The organism is Streptomyces amritsarensis, assembly GCF_001953875.1.
Classification (GTDB): domain Bacteria; phylum Actinomycetota; class Actinomycetes; order Streptomycetales; family Streptomycetaceae; genus Streptomyces; species Streptomyces amritsarensis.
In genome coordinates this window covers 32,306-51,584 of sequence record NZ_MQUR01000013.1, presented here as the reverse complement: position 1 = coordinate 51,584, position 19,279 = coordinate 32,306, and the positions used below count along the sequence as shown (strand labels likewise).

At 72.4% G+C, this 19,279-nt stretch carries 16 protein-coding genes and 1 pseudogene; 7 read left to right on the top strand and 10 right to left on the bottom strand.

Annotation, left to right across the window (positions count from 1 at the left end; all coding sequences use genetic code 11):
• Positions 1-110 precede the first annotated feature (110 nt).
• The 6 genes and pseudogenes from AVW11_RS08555 to AVW11_RS08530 form a co-directional block, all read right to left on the bottom strand.
• Positions 111-791, bottom strand: a pseudogene (locus AVW11_RS08555) (VTT domain-containing protein); the annotation flags it as partial.
• Positions 792-909: 118 nt separating this feature from the next.
• Positions 910-1,668 carry a MerR family transcriptional regulator gene (locus AVW11_RS08550; protein ID WP_076043682.1) on the bottom strand — a complete coding sequence of 253 codons (759 nt, stop codon included), beginning with the start codon at positions 1,666-1,668 and terminating at the stop codon, positions 910-912.
• Between the two features lie 79 nt (positions 1,669-1,747).
• On the bottom strand, positions 1,748-2,260 hold the full coding sequence (locus tag AVW11_RS08545; RefSeq protein ID WP_060177000.1) for a DinB family protein: 513 nt from the start codon (positions 2,258-2,260) through the stop codon (positions 1,748-1,750).
• Positions 2,261-2,346: 86 nt separating this feature from the next.
• The gene (mrdA, locus tag AVW11_RS08540; RefSeq protein ID WP_078094816.1) at positions 2,347-4,446 is read right to left on the bottom strand and encodes a penicillin-binding protein 2; all 2,100 of its coding nucleotides are present in this window, start codon (positions 4,444-4,446) and stop codon (positions 2,347-2,349) included.
• A gap of 96 nt (positions 4,447-4,542) precedes the next feature.
• On the bottom strand, positions 4,543-6,000 hold the full coding sequence (locus tag AVW11_RS08535; protein ID WP_076043681.1) for an aldehyde dehydrogenase family protein: 1,458 nt from the start codon (positions 5,998-6,000) through the stop codon (positions 4,543-4,545).
• 89 nt (positions 6,001-6,089) lie between these two features.
• Positions 6,090-6,968, bottom strand: a complete 879-nt coding sequence (locus AVW11_RS08530) for a helix-turn-helix domain-containing protein (protein ID WP_060177001.1) — start codon at positions 6,966-6,968, stop codon at positions 6,090-6,092.
• Positions 6,969-7,306: 338 nt separating this feature from the next.
• Between AVW11_RS08530 and AVW11_RS08525 the strand changes: the two genes are divergently transcribed.
• On the top strand, positions 7,307-7,816 hold the full coding sequence (locus AVW11_RS08525; RefSeq protein WP_076043680.1) for an ATP-binding protein: 510 nt from the start codon (positions 7,307-7,309) through the stop codon (positions 7,814-7,816).
• A gap of 102 nt (positions 7,817-7,918) precedes the next feature.
• Here AVW11_RS08525 and AVW11_RS08520 read toward each other — a convergent pair whose 3' ends face one another.
• Positions 7,919-8,164, bottom strand: a complete 246-nt coding sequence (locus AVW11_RS08520; RefSeq protein ID WP_030656519.1) for a DUF397 domain-containing protein — start codon at positions 8,162-8,164, stop codon at positions 7,919-7,921.
• A gap of 175 nt (positions 8,165-8,339) precedes the next feature.
• Complete coding sequence (locus AVW11_RS08515) at positions 8,340-9,515, bottom strand: DUF2786 domain-containing protein (protein ID WP_076043679.1); 1,176 nt, start codon at positions 9,513-9,515, stop codon at positions 8,340-8,342.
• A 147-nt stretch (positions 9,516-9,662) separates the two neighbouring features.
• Here AVW11_RS08515 and AVW11_RS08510 point away from each other — a divergent pair, with 147 nt between their 5' ends.
• Positions 9,663-11,378: a bifunctional 3'-5' exonuclease/DNA polymerase gene (locus AVW11_RS08510; protein WP_076043678.1), complete on the top strand. Its 1,716-nt coding sequence runs from the start codon at positions 9,663-9,665 to the stop codon at positions 11,376-11,378.
• A 63-nt stretch (positions 11,379-11,441) separates the two neighbouring features.
• Here the strand turns inward: AVW11_RS08510 and AVW11_RS08505 are convergent, their stop codons facing one another.
• Both AVW11_RS08505 and AVW11_RS08500 read right to left on the bottom strand, forming a co-directional pair.
• Positions 11,442-11,894 (bottom strand): SigE family RNA polymerase sigma factor, encoded by a 453-nt coding sequence (locus tag AVW11_RS08505; protein WP_076043692.1) that lies wholly within the window; start codon positions 11,892-11,894, stop codon positions 11,442-11,444.
• Between the two features lie 100 nt (positions 11,895-11,994).
• Positions 11,995-13,248, bottom strand: coding sequence for a serine hydrolase domain-containing protein (locus tag AVW11_RS08500; protein ID WP_076043677.1), 1,254 nt, complete (start codon positions 13,246-13,248; stop codon positions 11,995-11,997).
• Between the two features lie 143 nt (positions 13,249-13,391).
• Between AVW11_RS08500 and AVW11_RS08495 the strand changes: the two genes are divergently transcribed.
• The 5 genes from AVW11_RS08495 to AVW11_RS08475 all read left to right on the top strand — a co-directional run bounded on the left by AVW11_RS08495 (position 13,392) and on the right by AVW11_RS08475 (position 19,279).
• Positions 13,392-14,963 carry an outer membrane protein assembly factor BamB family protein gene (locus tag AVW11_RS08495; protein ID WP_076043676.1) on the top strand — a complete coding sequence of 524 codons (1,572 nt, stop codon included), beginning with the start codon at positions 13,392-13,394 and terminating at the stop codon, positions 14,961-14,963.
• Positions 14,964-14,997: 34 nt separating this feature from the next.
• A complete protein-coding gene (locus tag AVW11_RS08490; protein WP_076043675.1) occupies positions 14,998-15,831 on the top strand; it encodes a DUF8017 domain-containing protein in 834 nt (277 codons plus the stop codon).
• Between the two features lie 189 nt (positions 15,832-16,020).
• The gene (locus tag AVW11_RS38255) at positions 16,021-16,431 is read left to right on the top strand and encodes a hypothetical protein (protein WP_078094808.1); all 411 of its coding nucleotides are present in this window, start codon (positions 16,021-16,023) and stop codon (positions 16,429-16,431) included.
• A gap of 109 nt (positions 16,432-16,540) precedes the next feature.
• Positions 16,541-17,896, top strand: coding sequence for a type VII secretion integral membrane protein EccD (gene eccD, locus AVW11_RS08480; RefSeq protein WP_030845926.1), 1,356 nt, complete (start codon positions 16,541-16,543; stop codon positions 17,894-17,896).
• Between the two features lie 21 nt (positions 17,897-17,917).
• Entirely contained in the window at positions 17,918-19,279 is a 1,362-nt protein-coding gene (locus AVW11_RS08475) for a MinD/ParA family ATP-binding protein (protein WP_076043674.1), read from the top strand.

The following is a 19,279-nucleotide window of genomic DNA, read 5'->3' as shown; positions in this document are numbered from 1 at the left end:
GCGGACACGCAGCGGGCCGCACCCCCTGCCCCTTGGGGGCGGGCGTGCGGCCCGTTCGACGTGCCGTCCTGCGTGCGGCCTCAGCGCTTGGCGTGGCGCCCGCGCGGGCCCGGGGACTGCGGGCCGGTGCCGTCGGCCGCGGCGACCGGCTCCGGGGCCTGGCCGGCGTTCGCCTTGGCCTCCTTGCGGGCCTTCAGGACCTCGAAGACCACCGGGATGACGGAGACGAGGACGATGCCGACGAGGATCGGCTCGATGTTGGTCTTGATGAACTCGATCTGGCCGAGCCAGTAGCCCGCGACGGTGACGCCCGCGCCCCAGCCGATACCGCCGATGATGTTGTAGGTCAGGAAGGTGCGGTACTTCATCGCGCCGGCGCCCGCGACCATCGGGGCGAAGGTGCGGATGATCGGCACGAAGCGGGCGAGCACGATGGCCTTGGGGCCGTGCTTCTCCATGAACTCGTGCGCCTTGTCCAGGTTCTCCCGCTTGAAGAGCTTGGAGTTCGGCCGGTTGAAGAGCTTGGGCCCGAAGTACTTGCCGATCATGTAGCCGACCTGGTCGCCGATGATGGCGGCGGCGACGATCAGGGTGCAGACCAGCCACAGCGGCTGCTTGATGTACTGCCCGTCCGCGACCAGGAGGCCCGCGGTGAAGAGCAGGGAGTCGCCGGGCAGGAAGGCGAAGAGACCCGACTCGGCGAAGACGATGACCAGGATGCCGATCAGGCCGAAGTGCGAGATCAGGTAGTCCGGGGACAGCCACTCAGGGCCGAGCGCAAGCGTATACACGGGTTCCGGGCTCTCCTGGATCGAGGGGAAATGCCGATGGGGGCGGTTTCAATTATCAACGCACACGACCCCCGCCCGGTTCCAGGTACCGGCGGGGTCGTGCGCGTGACATTCCGCTTTATACCTTGCGCACGCCGTTCGCGAGGATCGCGTCGCGCAGGTGCACGGCCATGCCCGGCATCATCGCGTCGTAGAACGCGGTGAAGCGCTCGTCCGCCACGTACATCTCGCCGAGGCAGGTGTGCATCTCGTACGGGCAGTCGTAGAACCATCTGTGGATGTGCAGGCGGTGCTCCTCGGCCAGGTCCATCGCCCGCTCGCCGTCGGCGGGCTCGCCCGCCTCCAGGGCCGCGGCGTACCGGCGGCCCCACTCGGCGGCCTCGTCCCGCATCCGCTGCCAGTCGTCCTTGGTGTACGAGGCCGCGCGGCGCTGCGACTCGGCGTACGCCGCGCTCTCGCCCCAGCGTTCCTCGGCCTCCTGCGCGTACCGCTCCGGGTCCTGTTCCCCGAAGACCTCGAACTTCTCCTCGGGCGTGAGGTTGATGCCCATCTTCTGCGCCTCCATGGCGTGCTCAACGGCCTTGGCCATCTGCTGGAGCCGGGCGATCCGGTCGGTCAGCAGGGCATGCTGCCGGCGCAGATGCTCCTGTGGATCCGCTTCCGGGTCGTCCAGCAGGACCGCGACCTCGTCGAGGGGGAAGCCGAGCTCCCGGTAGAACAGGATCCGCTGCAGCCGGTCCAGGTCGGCGTCGTCGTACCGCCGGTGTCCCGCGTGGCTGCGGCCGCCCGGGGAGAGCAGCCCGATCTCGTCGTAGTGGTGCAGGGTGCGCACCGTGACCCCGGCGAAACCGGCGACCTGGCCCACGGAGAAGCCCACTTCTTCCCTCCTCTGCTCGGGTACGCCCTCCACTGTGGTTCCTCACGCCGCGTGAGGTGCAAGTCCGATCGGGCGGCTTCTAGCCCATCGCCTTGGTGCCGTCGATGGATTCGCGGACGATGTCCGCGTGGCCCGCGTGCCGGGCGAACTCCTCCACCAGGTGCAGCAGCATCCAGCGGACCGACACCTTGGCGTCCTTGGGGAACCACGGCGCCGGCGGCAGCGGGAACGTCTCGTCCAGGCTCGCCACGGAGGCCACGTACGCCTCGGTCTCCTGCCGGACCCCGTCCCAGAAGGCCAGGACGGACGGGATGGACTCGCCCTCGACGAGGCGGAAGCTGTCGCCGTAGCTCGCCTCGTCTCGCATCCGCTCGTTCGGCCGCTGCTGGGCCAGCCGCAGCCAGTTCAGCTCGACCTCCGCCACGTGCTTGAGCAGCCCGGACAGGCTGAGCTCGCTGGCGCTCGGGCGGCTCGCCGCCCGCTCCTCGTCGAGCCCGCGGAGCGTCTCGCGGACCGCCGCGCGCTGGGCCTCGACGAAGGCGAGGAGCGTGCCGCGCTCGTCACCAAGGACCTCGGGGGACATCTGGGCCATGACCGGACCGCCTCTGCGTGGGGTTTCGCCGGGGGCCTCTCCCCCGACACCTCCTACGCTACGGACCGATGCGGTCAGATCCTGTCCTAGTTCGCGGCTCCGTTCGCAGAGATCTCGTCGTCCGGCCGGATCGCGGGCAGCGCCGTGGCGGGCTTCGGCAGCAGCGCCTTGGCGAGGTCCTGCCGGCCCGTCGGGTCGAGCCCGTACATCGCCTCGTAGATCTTGCGGACGGCCGGTCCGGAGGCCCCGGAGCCGGTGCCGCCCTGGGAGATCGTCATGACGATCGCGTAGTCCTCTGTGTACGAGGCGAACCACGAGGTGGTCTGCTTGCCCTGGACCTCGGCCGTGCCGGTCTTGGCGTGCATCGGGATCTGCTTCTGCGGCCAGCCGCCGAAGCGCCAGGCGGCGCTGCCGTCGGTGGCCACGCCGGCGAGGGCCCTGTCGATGTTGTCGCGCGTCCTGGCGTCCATCGGGAGCCTGCCGGTCTCCTTGGGGGCGATCTCCTTCACCGACGTGCCGTCGGCGCTCACGATCGCCTTGCCGACGCTCGGCTGGTGCAGGGTGCCGCCGTTGGCGATGGCCGCGTACACCGACGCCATCTGCAGCGGGGTGACGAGGGTGTCGCCCTGCCCGATCGAGTAGTTGATGGCGTCACCCTCGCGCAGCTGGTTGCCCTGGCGGCAGTTCTCGTAGGCGATCTTCTCGGCGAAGCTGCCGTTCTTCTTGCCGTCCCGGCACCAGGCGTCCTTGTTGGCGTCGAAGAAGTCCTGCTTCCACTTGCGGTCGGGGATCCGGCCGGGCACCTCGTTGGGCAGGTCGATGCCGGTGCGCTTGCCCAGACCGAACGCGTGGGCCGTCTTGAAGAACCAGTCGTTCGGGTCCTTCTTCGGCTTGATGCCGCCGTCCTTCTTCCACTCCTGGTCCGCGATCAGGTAGTAGACGGTGTCGCAGGAGACCTCCAGGGCACGGCCGATGGTGATGTCGCCGTGGCCCTGCGACTCGAAGTTCGTGAAGGTCTGATTGCCCACCGAGTACGAGCTGGGGCAGGGGTAGCGGTTGTTGAAGGGGTAGCCGGCGTTGACCGCGGCGGTCGAGGTGACCACCTTGAAGACGGAGCCCGGCGCCGCCTGCCCCTGGATCGCCCGGTTCAGCAGCGGGTAGTTGGACTCCTTGTCGGTGAGGGAGGCGTAGTCCTTCGCCGAGATGCCGCCGACCCAGGCGTTCGGGTCGTAGGTCGGGTTCGAGGCCATCGCCACGATCCGCCCCGTCTTGGTCTCCATCACCACGACCGCGCCCGAGTCGGCCTCGTAGGTGCGACCGGTGTTCCTGTCGTGCACCTTGCGGGCGTCGATCATCGCGTTGTTCAGCTCGCGCTCGGCGACCGCCTGCACGCGGGAGTCGATCGAGGTCACGATGTTCGAGCCGGGCTGCGCCGGGTCGGTCCGGCCCTGCCCGATGACGCGCCCGAGGTTGTCCACCTCGTAGCGGGTGATGCCGGCCTTGCCGCGCAGCTCCTTGTCGTAGGTGCGCTCCAGGCCGGAGCGGCCCACCTGGTCGGAGCGCAGGTACGGGGAGTCGGTCTTCTTCGCCTTGGCGATCTCCTCGTCGGTGACCGGGGAGAGGTAGCCCAGCACCTGGGAGGTGTTGGCCCCGTCCGGGCCCGCGTAGCGGCGCAGCGCGGTCGCCTCGGCCGTGATGCCCGGGAAGTCCTCGGGGTGCTCGCGGATCTGCAGCGCCTGCTCCGTGGTCGCCTCGTCGCTGACCGGGATCGGCTGGTAGGGGGAGCCGTTCCAGCAGGGCTGCTTGGTCTTGGAGTCGCAGAGCCGGACCTTGTCGATGACCTCCTGGGGGTCCATGCCCAGGACCCCGGCGAGCCGGGTCAGGACGGACTTGCCCTTGTCCTTCATGGTCAGCAGCTCGGTGCGGCTGGCGGAGACCACCAGGTGCGTGGCGTTGTCGGCGAGCGGGACCCCGCGCGAGTCGAGGATCGAGCCGCGTACGGCCGGCTGGACCACCTGCTGGACGTGGTTGTTCTTCGCCTCGTCGGTGTATTCCGTGCCGTTGCGGATCTGGAGGTACCAGAGCCGTCCGCCCAGCGTGAGCAGGAGGGAGAAGACCACGACCTGGATGACCACGAGCCGGTTCTGGACCCGAGGGGTCCGGCCGGTCTCCGGTATGTTGCTCAACTCGATCTCCCCCGGGCGGCTGCCTACGCCCGGTCGAGTCTAGGGGGTCTTCGACCCTGATCCGCCGGACACCGCCCAGGGTGCCGGGACCCTCGATCAGAACGGGAAGGCAGTCCGGCCGTGCTGTACGGAGATCCACTTCTGGGTGGTGAACGCCTCGACCGTGGCCTCGCCGTTGAGCCGGCCCAGGCCCGACGCCTTCTCCCCGCCGAACGCGGCCAGCGGCTCGTCCCCGATCGTGGAGTCGTTGACGTGGATCATCCCCGTCTCGATCCGCTGGGCGAAGCGGACGCCCCGCTCGACGTCCCGGGTGTGCACGGCGCCGCTGAGCCCGTAGGGGGTCGCGTTGGCCAGCCGTACGGCCTCGTCCTCGCCGTCGAAGACCACCAGCAGGGCCACCGGGCCGAAGATCTCCTGACCCAGCAGCGGGGAGTCCTCGGGGATCCCGGCGAGCACCGTCGGCTCGACCAGGTTGCCGCGCGTAGACCCCCGTACGAGTGCCTGGGCGCCGGATTTCACGGCCTGGTCGACGAGGGCGGTCAGGGCGTCGGCCTGGAAGGAGTTGATCAGCGGGCCGATGTGGGTGTCGGCCTCGTGCGGGTCGCCCGTCTTCAGGCCCCGTACGCGGGCGGTGAACTTCTCGGTGAACTCCTCGGCGACGGAGGCGTCGACCAGGATCCGGTTGGCGGCCATGCAGACCTGGCCCTGGTAGACGAAGCGGCTGAAGACGGCCGCGTCCACCGCGTAGTCGAGGTCCGCGTCGTCGAGGACGACGAGCGCGCTGTTGCCGCTGAGCTCCAGGACCGTGCGCTTGAAGTGGCGCGCGGCGACCGCGCCGACGTGCCGGCCGACGCGGTCCGAGCCGGCGAAGGAGATGACCTTGGGGACGGGGTGCGTCAGGAGCGCGTCGCCTATCTCGGCGATGTCGGTGACCAGCACGTTCAGCAGGCCGGCCGGGAGCCCGGCGTCCTCGAAGATCTTGGCTATCACCCCGCCGCCCACGACGGGGGCGTTCTGGTTCGGCTTGACGACGACGGCGTTGCCCAGGGCCAGGGCCGGCGCGACGGACTTCAGGGTGACCAGGAAGGGGAAGTTGAAGGGGCTGATCACGGTGACGACGCCGACGGGCAGCCGCTGGACGCGGTTCTCCTTGCCCTCCACCGGGGAGGGCAGGATCCTTCCTTCCGGGCGGACGGCCAGCTGGAGCGACTCGCGGATGAACTCCATCGCGAGGCGGACCTCGTACTCGGCCTTGGGACGGGTCCCGCCGAGCTCGTCGATCATCGCCTCGACGATCTCCTTCTCGCGCTCCTCGGTGATCCGCAGGGCGCGCTCCAGGACCGCGCGTCTGATGTACGGGCTGGTCGCCGCCCACTCCCGCTGGGCGCGCTCGGCGCCGCGGTACGCCTGGTCCACCTGCTCGACGGTGGCCACGGTGATGGCCGCGAGCTTCTCCCCGTTGTACGGGTTGACGTCGATGATGTCCCACGAACCGTTGCCGGCCAGCCATTCGCCGTCTATGTACTGGTGAGCGAGGTCGCTGAATATGGACATGCCATCCCTTACTGCGAGCGCGCACCCGTGCGCTGCACCGGAGACCGATCGGTCATCATGCACTGATCAGACGTCATACTACGTGCGGATCAAGACAGTTGGAGTAGGCCGCGGAGAAGATCCCGGGTCCGGTCGGGATCGGGGCAGTCGGCCTGGAGCCGCTCCATCGCCCGCTCGTACTGCCCCACTTCCTCGTCCTTGTCCAGGTAGAGCGCGCTGGTGAGCTGTTCCAGATAGACGATGTCCTGGAGGTCGGACTCGGGGAAGCGCAGCAGGGTGAAGGCTCCGCTCTCGCCCGCGTGTCCGCCGAAGGAGAAGGGCATCACCTGGAGCTGCACGTTGGGCCGCTCGGAGATCTCGATGAGGTGCTCCAGCTGTCCGCGCATGACGTTGCGGTCGCCGTACGGGCGGCGCAGCGCGGCCTCGTCGAGGACGGCGTGGAAGACGGGGGCGCTCTCGGAGACGAGCACCTTCTGCCGCTCCAGGCGCAGCGCGACACGGCGGTCGATCTCGGCGGCGGTGGCGCCGGGCATGCCGCGGCTGACGACGGCGTGGGCGTAGGCCTCGGTCTGCAGCAGGCCGTGGACGAACTGCACCTCGTAGATCCGGATGAGCGACGCGGCACCCTCCAGCCCGATGTACGTCTGGAACCAGCCCGGCAGCACGTCGCCGTAACTGTGCCACCAGCCGGTCGCGTTGGCCTCGCGGACCAGTCCCAGCAGGGACTCGCGCTCGGTGCTGTCCGTGACTCCGTAGAGCGTGAGGAGGTCCTCCACGTCCCGTGCCTTGAAGCTCACCCTTCCCAACTCCAAGCGGCTGATCTTCGATTCGGATGCGCGGATCGAGTAGCCGGCCGCCTCACGGGTGATGCCGCGGGATTCTCGGAGTCGCCTGAGCTGGGAGCCCAGGAGGATGCGGCGCACCACAGAACCGCTTGCTTCTGCGGTCACTAGTACTGCCCTCCCCATCGCATTGGCGTGCGCGTGGTGTGCGCGTGCTCGGGGCCCCCGCACCCCAGGGGCCGCAGTCTGCCACCAAAACGCATCGGGCCGTACTCGTTCTGTAACGGAATCCCGTCTCCGGGAAAAGAAGTCCGTAAGTATGCGTAGGAAGAAATGAGCAAGAACCGTCACGTGAGCGGACAGGTCCGGCGCGTGCACGTGCATCTGCCCTTGCATCCGGCCCGAGCATTCGGAACGATGGTCCCCGCGCACCTGCGTGCTCTTCGCGCCGGCGCGGGACCCACCCCGCAGTTCTCTTTGGACACAAGCCACCGCTTCGTCCGCGAATCCCGGGAGTGCCTCGCATGGGGACGAATGGATCGACCATGCTCGAGCCGTTACGGCAGGGGCTTCCCCCGGTCGACCCCACGGCTGTCTCCGGGTCCGCCTCCTGCGCTCTGCCCGCACGGTTCGACGCGGTGCGGGGCGCGCGCACTTTCACCCGCTCGACGCTGTCCCAGTGGGGCCTCGATGAGCGCTTCGACGATGTGGCACTGGTCGTTTCCGAGCTCGTCACCAACGCCCTGCGGCACGCCCTGCCCGAGGAGTTGCGGGGGCCGGAGGCCGAACCGGAGCCGCCGGTGCGGCTGCACCTGATGCGGTGGAGCACCCGGCTGGTGTGCGCGGTGCGCGATCCCAGCGAGGACCGGCCCGGCGGGGCGTTCTCGCCGGAGCGGACCGAGGAGAACATCGACCTGGAGTCCGGGCGCGGGCTGTTCCTGGTGGACTCGTACAGCGACAGCTGGGGCTGGCACCCGCTCGCGGGGCGGCTCACCGGCAAGGTGGTCTGGGCGCTGTTCCTGCTCCACGACTGAGCCGCGCCCGCACGCCGCGCATACCGGACGACTGGCCGGGACCGATCACTGCGATCGGTCCCGGCCAGTGCACGTGCATGGCTCGATCAGTGCGCTGTTCCGTCAGCCGATCAGGTGATCGAACTCGCCGTCCTTGACGCCCAGGAGCAGGGCCTCTATCTCGGCCGGTGTGTAGACGAGAGCCGGTCCGTCCGGGAAGCGCGAATTGCGCATGGCGACGTCGCCTCCCGGCAGCTTCGCGAACTCCACGCAGGAACCCTGCGAGTTGCTGTGTCTGCTCTTCTGCCACGTCAGCTCAAACAAGGAAGCGAGTTCTGCAGCTGCCATCCCGTTGTACGCGTGGTCCACAGGAAGCCCCCGATAGTGCAGATGTCAACTCCACCGGATCATAGCTCTGTTCACCAGCTGCTGCATGCGCAGATGCACGTGCACGCGGGGTGTTCCGGTGATCACAGACAGGTCCGTCCTCGTCCCGGCCGGGCCCGGCGCGCGGACGACACGACGCCGCGGCCGACGACGCGGCCTAGGGCAGCGGGCGGCGGCGGCCGCCCATGTGGGCCCGGTCGGCGGCCGCCGTGCCGTCCTCCCAGCCCGCGTGGTCGGTGGCGCCGCGCAGCCGGGTGGTGGTGGTCCGCGGGAACATCTCCTCCGCCCGGGAGGTGACCGCCACGTCGCGGGCCACCAGGGCCGGGAGGTTGTCCGGGGCCTCGGCCGCCGCGTGCTCGGCGGTCTCGGCGAGCCGGTGGCCGAGCCGGCTCGCGTAGGCCAGCAGGAAGGACTGCCTGAAGGTCTTGGTCCGCTTGCGTCCCCCCGACCGCTGCGCGGCCTCCGCGCGGGTCATCGCGGCCGTTCCCTGCACCAGGAGCGAGGTGTAGAGCAGTTCGACCGCCTCCAGGTCGCTCTCGAAGCCGACCACCGTGGAGAACTCGAAGGCGCTGTTCCACACCGCCCGGCAGCGGTTGGCGGTGGCCACCGCGTCGAGCAGGACCGCCTTCGCCTCCTCGTACGGCGGCTCGACACCGATCCGGCAGGCCGCCGGCACCTGGGCGGGGCCTTTGCCGCTCGCCGCGAGCAGCGCCTCGTCCACGGTGTGCCGGGCCATCAGCTCCTGGGCCTTCGCGCTCAGCGCCTCGGCCTCGTCCGGGTAGGTGGTCGCCTCGGCCTTGGCGAGCAGGGCCCGGATCCGGCCCAGCATGCGGGGCTCGATGTGGGCGTGTTCGGCGAGGGCGTCGACCGGATCGCCGGGCAGCGGACCCACCGGCTCGATCGACGGCAGCCGGATGAGCAGCCGCAGCACCTCCAGGAAGGCGGTGGCCAGCGTGAACCGGTCGGCCCGCTCCCGCCGCGCGAGGGCGTCGGCGTACTCCCCGTCGCTCTTCCACCACACGTCGGCGGCGGTCCAGCGCTCCGGGAGCCGCGCGTAGCGGCGCGCCTCGGCGGCGATCAGGTCCCCGGTGATCCGCAGGTGCCGCTCGTCGAGGTCCCGGCGGACCAGCCGCAGCACGTCGGCCGGCTGCCAGCCCCGCTCCCAGCCCTGCCGCACGTACGCCTCCCCGCGCGCCAGCAGCTCGCGGCCCACCCCGGACCAGTGCCGGGAATCGGCGACGAGCAGCGAGGCCCCGGTGTCCAGCCCGGCGTCGTCCTGGGCGTAGAGGGCCGCGGCGAAGGCGCGGTCGACGGTCTCGGCAAGGTCGGTCACACCCCTCAGCTTGGCATGTCGCCTTCGCGTCCCGACGTCGGCGGTCGAGGCGCCGCAGGGCCGGGGCCGCGGCCCCGCAGCGGCGCCGCGCCCGGCCCGCGGCCCGCCGCCCGGCCGCTGTCGGACCCCGGTGGGACACTCGCACCCATGAGCGACCGCACTCCCCGGTGGGCCCTCGCCGAGGACGGCGACGGGTGGTGGCACGCCGCACCCGTCGACCCCGCCGACGGAGTCCGGATGCGCGTCCGCGACCCCGCCGACGCGATCCGCTCCGCCCCGCCCGGCACCCGCTGGGTCTGGCGGTCCACCGCCGCCGTGTACCCGCGCCTGCTCGCCTCCGGTGTCCGCGTCGAGCGGTGCCACGACATCGAGGACGCCGAGCTGCTGCTCCTCGGCCACGAGGGGCGCTCCGGCGAGCCCCGCTCGGCCGCCGCCGCCTGGGCCCGGCTGAACAACGCCCCCGTGCCGCCCGATCCGCCGCAGCGCGCCGCCGACCCCCGCGCCCAGGACTCCCTCTTCGACCCGCAGCCCGCCCCGGTCTCCCTGGACGCCGTGCTCGCCGTCCACGCCGACCAGGCGAGACGGCAGGGCGCGACCGCCCACCCCGACCGGATGCGGCTGCTCGTCGCCGCCGAGTCCGCGGCCTTCCTCGTCGCCGCAGAGATGAACCGCGCCGGCCTGCCCTGGCGGGCCGACGTGCACCGGGCCCTGCTGTCCGAGCTGCTCGGGGAGCGGTACGCGGGCGGCGGAGAGCCCCGGCGCCTCGCCGAGCTGGCCGACCGCGTCTCGGCGGCCTTCGGCCGGCGGGTGCGCCCCGACCTGCCCGCCGAGGTTGTACGCGCCTTCGCCAAGGACGGGATCAAGCTGAAGTCCACCCGCCGCTGGGAGATCCAGGAGCTGGACCACCCCGCCGTGGAGCCGCTGATCGAGTACAAGAAGCTGTACCGCATCTACACCGCCCACGGCTGGTCCTGGCTCGGCGACTGGGTCCACGAGGGACGGTTCCGCCCGGAGTTCATCCCCGGCGGCACGCTCACCGGCCGCTGGGTCACCAACGGCGGCGGGGCCCTGCAGATCCCGAAGGTGATCCGCCGGGCCGTCGTCGCCGACCCGGGCTGGCGGCTCGTCGTCGCCGACGCCGACCAGATGGAACCCCGCGTGCTGGCCGCGATCTCCCGCGACCCCGCCTTCATGGAGGTCGCCGGGCGGCCCGAGGACCTCTACACCGCCGTCTCCCGCCAGGGCTTCTCCGGCGACCGCGACAAAGCCAAGATCGCCGTGCTCGGCGCCGTCTACGGGCAGACCTCCGGGGACGGCCTGAAGAACCTGGCCGCGCTCCGCCGCCGCTTCCCGCAGGCCGTCGCCTACGTCGACGACGCGGCGAAGGCCGGGGAGGAGGGCCGGCTCGTACGCACCTGGCTCGGCCGCACCTGCCCGCCGCCGGCCGGCTCCGGCGAGGGCTACGAGGCCGGGGACGGGGGCGTCGACCCGGGCGAGGGGGAACCGGACGGCGACGCCGGGGCCCGGCAGGACCGGGAGGACGGCTGGACACCGAGTTACGCCTCCACCAACTCCCGGGCCCGCGGCCGGTTCACCCGCAACTTCGTCGTCCAGGGCAGCGCCGCCGACTGGGCACTGCTGCTGCTCGCCGCGCTGCGGCAGGCGACCGCCGGGATGCGCGCGGAGCTGGTGTTCTTCCAGCACGACGAAGTGATCGTGCACTGCCCGGCCGAGGAGGCCGCGGCCGTGGCGGAGGCGATCCGGGCCGCCGGCGAACGGGCCGGCCGGATCGCCTTCGGCGACACCCCGGTCCGCTTCCCCTTCACCACGGCGGTCGTGGAGTGCTACGCGGACGCCAAGTAGCACCCCCCCGCACAGGCGGGCCGCCCCTGCCGGATCCGGCCGGGCCAGGCGGTGGCCGGCGGCTCACGGCCGGGCCGGGCGGACAGCCCGGGCCGCCCGTGCCGCCCGCCCCCGAGCCGCCGGACACGGGCCGGCTAATGGGTACCGCAGCACCAGGACCGCCCGGTCCTTGGGCGCCAGCCGTCCCAGCGCCTCCAGCAGGGTCATCCGCAGCGCGGGATCGCCGCCGGCCGCCGCGGCTCCCGTGTCGGGGAACTCCCCGACCGGGCGCTCCCCCGCCGAGCGGCGGCGCCGGTGCGTGAGGTAGGCCCGTACCAGCACGGTCTGCGCGTACGCCGCAGGATTGTCTATGCGCGAGATCCGGCCCCAGTGCAGGTACATCCGGCCCAGGGTCTCCTGCACCAGATCCTCCGCGAGATGGGTGTCCCCGCTCGCCAGCAGACAGGCCGACCGGTACAGGTGCCCCGACCGGCCTGCCGCGAACTCACGGAACCCGTCCCTGCGGCCCTGTCGCATCCACTCCCCCTCGCGTCCGTCCCACTCCATTGACGCGGCGGCCGTGCGGGAATGTTTCACCCCTCGGCGGAAGCCGCCGCGCCCAGGTCGGGGTGGCCGCTCAGTGCCCGGTCACGGGCTGGGCCGGCAGCGAGAACACGTGATCCGGGGTCACGATCCGGGTGATCGCCTGACCGAAGAGGGTGCTGGGCGCGCTGCCCCGGTAGTCGGTGTCCGTGTTGAGCAGGACCACCAGGGTGGCCTGCGGGCCGGGCAGGTAGACGGTCAGCGACTGGTAGCCGGGCAGGGAGCCGTTGTGGCCGATCCAGCCCTGGACGTTGAAGATTCCCAGGCCGTAACCGGCTCCCGGCAGGGACGGGACGACCTTCAGCCGCTCCGCCTGGGTGGCGGGCTTCAGCAGGGTCCCGGTGGCCACCGTCTTCGCCCAGCTGCGCAGGTCGGAGAGGTTCGAGATCATCGCTCCGGCCGCCCATCCCCAGGACGGGTTCCAGTCGGTGGCGTTCGCGGTCTTCCCGGACAGGGTCTGGTCGGTGTAGCCCTGGGCGTGCGGGGCCGGGAACTCCGCGCCGACCGGGAAGAGCGTGTGCTTCAGCCCGGCGGCCGCGACGACCTCGCGGTTGATGTAGTCGTCGAGCCGCTGCCCGGTGACCTTCTCCACCACCAGCCCCAGCAGGATCAGATTCGTGTTGCTGTAGTCGAACTCCGCGTTCGGCTCGAAGAGCACCGGGTGCTTGAAGGAGTACGCGAGCAGCTGCTGCGGGGTGAAGGGCCGGCGGGGGTCGGCGAGGAACGCCTTGCCGAAGTCCTCGTCCGCCGAGTAGTTGAACAGGCCGCTGCGCATGCCCGCCAGCTCGCGCAGGGTGATCCGGTCGCCGTTCGGGACGCCTTCGACGTACTTCCCGATCGGGTCGTCCAGCCCGACCCTGCCCTGATCGACGAGCTGGAGCAGGGCGGTCACGGTGAAGGTCTTCGTCTCGCTGCCGATCCGCGTGTTCAGGCCGGGGGACATGGGCATGCCCGTCTCCTGGTCCGCGACGCCGAAGGAGCGGACGTACGTCCCCTTGCCGGGCGCCGACAGGGCCACGATCACCCCGGGCACCTTCGCCTCGGCCATGACCTTCCGGATCGCGGAGTCCAACTCCCGCGCCACGGACGGGGTCAGCCGCGGGAACTCCCCGGTGACGGGGGTGGGGGCGGGAACGGGGACCGTCACGGCCGGCCGCGCCGGGGCGGCCGCGCCCGCCGCGTACGCCGCGCCCTGCGCGTACGCCGCTCCCGCACCGGCGCCCAGCGGTGACACCGCCAGGACGAGAGCCGCCGCGGCCACGGCCGCGCTGTGCCGGCGTGTCCTCATGTCCGGCCTCCTCACCCGACAGGACGAAGACCCGGGATCCACGCTAACCCCGCGCTCAGGGGAGGGCGACCCGGGCATCGGGGGACCCGAAGAAGTCTGAATATCTGTTCTGGAAAGGTCTTCGCGGCGGCGAGACTCTCCCCATGACCGGTCGCACACCCGGCACGCCGCCGGAGCCCGAAGAGCAGCGGCCGAGCGCCGGGCCCCCGCAGGTTCCCGCCGGCTTCGGGCCCCCGCCGGCGCCGTTCGAGCAGCGGCGCGGCGGCCCGGTCGGCCGCCGCCGGACCGGCCGCCGCCGGACCGCCGTGCTCGTGGGCCTGACCGCCGCCCTGCTCGCCGCCGGCGCCGGCGCGTACCTGGCGGTCCGCGGCGGCGGCGCTGCGGGCGAGGACCCGGCCGCCGCGCCCTCCGGTACGCCCTCGGTCGACCAGGGCGACGGCAAGGGCCCGGGGGTCGGACCGCACGTCTACGACCCCAACGCCGGCATCCGGCCCGGCGAGGCCAGGGTCTGGCTGCGCGACCACGAGGGCGAGGTCGCCGGCGGCGGAGCCTCCCAGTACGGCCCGTGGCGGGTGGGAGACGTCGTGGTCAGGGCGACGGCGGCCGAGTTCGTCGCCCATGCGGCGGCCGACGGCAAGGAGCGGTGGAAGCTGCCGCTCCGGACACCGATGTGCGGAGTGCCGCACGCCCCGTCCGCCGACGGCAAACTGGTCGTGGGGGTGAAGGAGAGCGGCTCGCAGAGCTCGCACTGCACCGACCTCCAGCAGATCGACCTCACCGCCGGCAAGGCCGGCTGGACGGTCCGGGTGCCGGCGGAGAACGACCAGGACAGCGCCCTCTCCTTCGAGATGGCGATCGCCGGGGACACCGTGGCCGTCGCGCGGACGGCTGTCATGAGCGGCTTCTCGGTCACCGACGGCCGCAAGCTCTTCGGCACGTCGAAGACGAACGGCTGCACCCCGGCCGCCTTCGCCGGCGGGGCCCGGCTGGTGGCCCTGCGCCACTGCTTCGACCGCGGCGACGCCCTCGCCGGCGGGCGGTCGATGGTCGAGGAGCTCGATCCGGCCACGGGCGCCTCACGGTGGCACCACACGTACGAGAAGGACTGGACCGTCGGCCGGGTGCTCTCCGTGGACCCGCTGGTCGTCACCGCGCACCACAAGGACAAGAAGACCTGGAGTGTCACGGCGTTCGCCGCCGACGGCCGCGTCCGCTCGCAGAGCACCCCCGGCTTCGGGGTGAGCGGCCGCTGCAACGGCTTCGGCAACTCCACGGGCCACCAGGAGTGCTACGCCGCCGCGACGGACGCCGACACCCTCTACATCGGCGCGGGCAAGCCCGGGAAGACCCTCGCCGTCGAGGACACCCACCAGGTCGTCGCCGTCGACCTGGACACGGGCAGGGAGAAGTGGCGCACCGCCGAGCAGCCCAAGGGCCGCACCATGTGGCCGCTCGCGGTGCAGGAGGGGCGCGTCGTCGTCTACGTCTCGCCCGGCAGCGGCCAGGCGGCCTCGGTCATCTCCCTCGCCGCGGCCGACGGCTCCGCGCAGCCGGTCCTCCAGAGCCCGGCCGTGGCCCGCGGCGCCGAGGGCGTCTTCTACGCGCACGGCATCCGCCTGGCCTGGGCGGACGGCCGGGTGTTCCTGGTCAACGGCAGGGTCTACAGCCCGGAGCCGCGCAAGACGACCCGGGCGATCCTCTCCTTCGGCAAGTAGCCCCGTACGACAGCCGGTCGACCAGGAGGGCGACGTGCAGACCCCCACCCCGAACCCCAACCCGCACCCGAACCCGTACCGGTTCCCGCCCCCGCCGGCGCCCCCGCCGGCACCCGTGCGGAAGAGCAGGAGCAGGGCCGCGACCGCCGGTATCGGCGCGCTGACCGCCCTGGCGCTCGCAGCCGCCGCGACCGCGGCCGTGGTCCTCTTCCGCGGGGACGGGGAGCGCCCGCCGACCGCGCCCGCCGACCCGACGAAGCCGCTCGTCGCGGGCTGGAAGACGGTGGTGAACCCGCAGCACGGCACCGCCTTCGACGTCCCGCCGGACTGGGAGGTCCTCGCCCCCACCGTGTTCAGCGGCCATGTGGACGACGTCGACCCGGACAAGGTCCTCATCGGGCACACGGCGCCCGCCTTCTACAAGTCGAAGTGGTGCAGCATCGACGGGGACGGCGACGGCCAGGTCACGGACGTCAGGCTCGCGAACACCGGCACCAAGGGCGCCGTCGGGGCCAAGGACGCCGCGGAGGTCGCCGAGAAGAGCGCGCCGACCTGGGTCTACGCCGCGTACACGCAGCCGGACAAGAGCGTCGTGAAGTGGGACGAGCCGAAGGAGTACACGACGAGGACCGGGGTGAAGGGCAGCTATGTCAAGGCCCGTTCGCAGGGCGCCGCCCGCCCCAACCGCTGCGCCGGCGACGGCCGGGCGGTCGTCTTCGGCTTCAAGAACTCCCGGGGCGACCTCGTCGCCTGGAACTTCTACGGCCGTACGGGCGTGCCGGGCGCCGTCGGTGACGCCCTGGTCATGCGCATCATGAGCACCGTCCGCCTCGCGGGCGAGCCCAAGGACCCGGCCGCCGGGCCGTGACCGGCTGGAGGGCCGCCGCTCTCCGCTTCCGCCGCGGGTCGACTCCCCGATCCGGAGGTGCCGGATTCGGATGCATGCTCTATGTTGCAGAGGCAAAACACGGGGGCTCGGCCTGGCGCACACTCAGCAGCCGTGCCCTGGAGCGGTGGCAGGCGCTCGACGAGCCGGGACTGGGGCGACGGACGACAGATGGCACGGGACTACGACAGCCAGCTTCTGGAGTCGGTGGCGGTACGCCGCCGCAGGATGAGGGACGCCCTGCTGTTCGGCGCCCAGCGGGCGCGGCGCACGGCGGACGAACGGCTCGGGAAGCTGTTCGCGGGCATCGCCATCGCGGCCGTCCTGTGCGCGGGTTGCGTCGGCTGGTCCTTCGTCCAGCACACGCTCGCCAAGCAGAAGGCCGAGCAGCAGAGGCAACAGCAGCAGCAACAGGGGCAGATGCAGCCGCTCGGACAGCCCGGCACGTCCCAGCAGCCGTCCGGTCCGGCGAGCCCGTCGCCGTCGAATCCCTCGAAGCCCTCGAAGTCCCCGAAGCCTGCGAAGACGTCACAGCCCGCTCCCTCGCACTCGGCCACGTCGCCCGCGCCGGTGCAGTCGTAGAGGAAGAAGCTCCAGGCGTGCAGATCCGGGAGATTTCACGGACCGGCAGCAGCACCCTGTCCCCCTTCGCCCCGAAAGGTCGCAAACCCGCGATGATAGGTTCCCGCAAGTGGTGAGCACAGCAACGACTTCCCGGGCGCAACTCAGCAGGGTGACCCTGATCGGCGAGCGTCGCCGGGCCGACCTGGTCCTGCCGTCCGACACGCCGATCGGTCAACTGCTCCCGGACATACTCCAGCTGCTCGACGACCGGGCCGCCTCGCGCCCGCTGACCCGTCAGCTGATCGCGCCGGACGGTTCCGCGCTGCCGCACGACAGCACGCTCGCGTCGGCCGGCATAGCCGACGGAGCCGTCCTGCGCCTGGTCCGGAGTCACTCCGCACCGCCCGCCCCGGTGGTCCACGACGTCACCGACCTGGTCTCCGACGACCTCGACCTCCAGGCCTGGCGCTGGCGTCCCGCCGCCCGGCGGGGCAGCGCGGGCGTGGCGACCGTCGCGTTCACCGTGACCGCCGCGCTGCTCGCCCGCCGCGAGTTCGCCCTCGACTCGCTGGCCGGCGCCCTGGCCGCCCTCACGCTCGCCTTGATGGCGACCGGCGCCGTCGTCTCGCGGATCGGCCAGGGCAACCGGGGCCTGGCGACGGCGCTCCTGCTCGCCTCCGGCGGGCTCGGCGTCCTGGCCGCGTGGACCGCCGCGGACGCCTACGGCTGGCCGGGCACCGCGCGGCTCGCCGCCGTCGCGGGCGCGCTCGTCCTGACCCTGGCCCTGCTCGGCCACTTCTCCCCGCTCGGCCGCGGCGGGCTCTTCGGCGCCGCGGCCACCGCCGTGATCACCGCCCTGTGGGAGGCCGTCGCCGCCGTGCAGAGCGAGCCGGCCCGGCTCGGCGCGGTCATGGCCCTCGTCTCCGTGGTGCTGCTCGGCCTGCTGCCCCGGCTCGCCCTGATGGCCTCGGGGCTCACGGCCCTCGACGACCGCCGCTCGGGCGGTGCCTCCGTCAGCCGCCACGAGGTGGGCAACGCGCTCGCCGCCACGCACCGCGGGCTCGCGCTCGCCACGATCGTCACGGCGATCTCCGCCGCGGCCGCCGGCTGGCTGCTGACGCTCGCCGAGAAGCCCTCCGTGTGGACGGTCGCGCTGCCGTCGCTCGTCGCCGTCGTCCTGCTGTCGAGGGCGCGCGCCTTCCCGCTGGTGGCCGAGGTCGTCGCGCTGATCGCCGCCGCGGCGCTGCTCGTCGTACGCCTGGTGGTGCTGTGGATCGGCCACGACGGGGGCGCCGGCCCGCTGGCCGTCCTGGCCGTGGCGGCGCTGCTGCCGCTGCTCGTCCTCGCGGTGCAGCCGCCGGACCACGTGCAGGTCCGGCTGCGGCGCACGGCCGACCTCGTCGAATCGGTGGGCATGGTGGGGCTCTTCCCGCTCGCCGTCGGGGTGTTCGGCGTCTACGGGCAGCTGCTCAACAAGTTCTGAGGAAGAGGGGCAGGGGCAGACATGCCGAACGCAGAGAACTGGCAGGGCGACGTCCTGCGCGACCTCAAGGGCGGGGCCCGGCCTCCGGTGCAGGGCCCGGCGGGGCCGCAGCAGCAGTCGGCCGCACCTCCCGCCGGGCAGGCCCCCGCCCCCGGCGCCGCGGCCCCCGCGCACGGGCATCCGGGGGCGCACCAGGTCCCGGGCGCCGGACCGCAGCACGCCGGCGCGGCGCAGCCGCCGGCGGCCGGCCCCGGCGGGCCCGCTCCCGCCCAGCCTCCCGCGTACGGCTACCCGCAGCAGGGCTCCGGCCCGGGCGCGGCCGCCCCGGCGCCCGCCGGCCCCCAGGGCAGCCCCCCTCCGCAGGCCCATCCGTACCCGCAGGCCCAGCCCCACCCGCAGGCCCCGCCGCAGCCGCAGCCCCAGGCCGCGTACGCCGCCGCGGGCCAGGGGCAGCGGACCCGTACGCCCGACTCCAAGCCCGCGGTGGACCGCCGGCTCTCCGGGACCGGCCGCAAGCCGCGGCACGGGGAGTCGTTCAGCGCCCGCGCCCTGCGCGCCGTACGGAGAACCGTTTCCTCGTCGGCGGCACGCGAGGTCGCCGAAGCCACCCGCGCCGCGGAACTGCTCCAGCAGCCGGTGACCACCGGCCGCCAGATCGCCGTCACCTCCATCCGCGGCGGCGCCGGCAAGTCCACGGTCGCCGCCCTGCTCGGCACCACCTACGCGCACTACCGCCAGGACCCCGTCCTGTTCGTCGAGGCCGATCCGGCGCTCGGCTCGCTGCCCATCCGGCTCGGCGCCGAGAGCCTGCGCTGGACCACCGGCGACGTCGCCGACATCGTCGAACCCCAGATGTCACTGCTCGACATCACCGGCTACCTGGTCCAGCTCCGCGACAACGCCTGGCTGCTGCCCGGCAGCCAGGGCCAGATCGGCGCGATGCTCGACACCCGCGCCTACGAACGGGCCATGGTGGCGCTGCGCCGCTACTTCGGCGTGGCCGTCGTCGACTGTGAGACCCTCCCCGCCGAGGTCGCCCGCGTCGCCCTCTCCGCCTCCCAGGCGCGCGTACTGGCCACCCCCGCCACCCTGGACGGCGTCAGCAGCACCTTCGCCGTCCTCCAGTGGATGAAGGGCCTGCCGCCGCACATGCTGGCGAGCACCGCCGTCGTCATCACCGAACAGGCCCCGCACTCCGGCGTGGACCTCGCCGACGCGGTCCGCACCCTGGAGGCCGCCGGACCGAGCGTGCACGTCCTGCCCTACGACCGCCACCTGGCGGACGGCGGCCACATCCGCACCGAACTGCTCGCCCACTCGACCCGGCAGACCGCCGCCCGGCTCGCCGCGGACGTCTTCCAGCTCTCCCAGAAGCGCCACTGA

Coding starts and splice junctions, on each gene's coding strand:
- AVW11_RS08545 (WP_060177000.1), bottom strand. CDS start 2,260: ATGGCCCAGATGTCCCCCGAGGTCCTTGGTGACGAGCGCGGCACGCTC.
- AVW11_RS08535 (WP_076043681.1), bottom strand. CDS start 6,000: ATGTCCATATTCAGCGACCTCGCTCACCAGTACATAGACGGCGAATGG.
- AVW11_RS08530 (WP_060177001.1), bottom strand. CDS start 6,968: ATGGGGAGGGCAGTACTAGTGACCGCAGAAGCAAGCGGTTCTGTGGTG.
- AVW11_RS08525 (WP_076043680.1), top strand. CDS start 7,307: ATGGGGACGAATGGATCGACCATGCTCGAGCCGTTACGGCAGGGGCTT.
- AVW11_RS08510 (WP_076043678.1), top strand. CDS start 9,663: ATGAGCGACCGCACTCCCCGGTGGGCCCTCGCCGAGGACGGCGACGGG.
- AVW11_RS08505 (WP_076043692.1), bottom strand. CDS start 11,894: ATGCGACAGGGCCGCAGGGACGGGTTCCGTGAGTTCGCGGCAGGCCGG.
- AVW11_RS08500 (WP_076043677.1), bottom strand. CDS start 13,248: ATGAGGACACGCCGGCACAGCGCGGCCGTGGCCGCGGCGGCTCTCGTC.
- AVW11_RS08495 (WP_076043676.1), top strand. CDS start 13,392: ATGACCGGTCGCACACCCGGCACGCCGCCGGAGCCCGAAGAGCAGCGG.
- AVW11_RS38255 (WP_078094808.1), top strand. CDS start 16,021: ATGGCACGGGACTACGACAGCCAGCTTCTGGAGTCGGTGGCGGTACGC.
- AVW11_RS08475 (WP_076043674.1), top strand. CDS start 17,918: ATGCCGAACGCAGAGAACTGGCAGGGCGACGTCCTGCGCGACCTCAAG.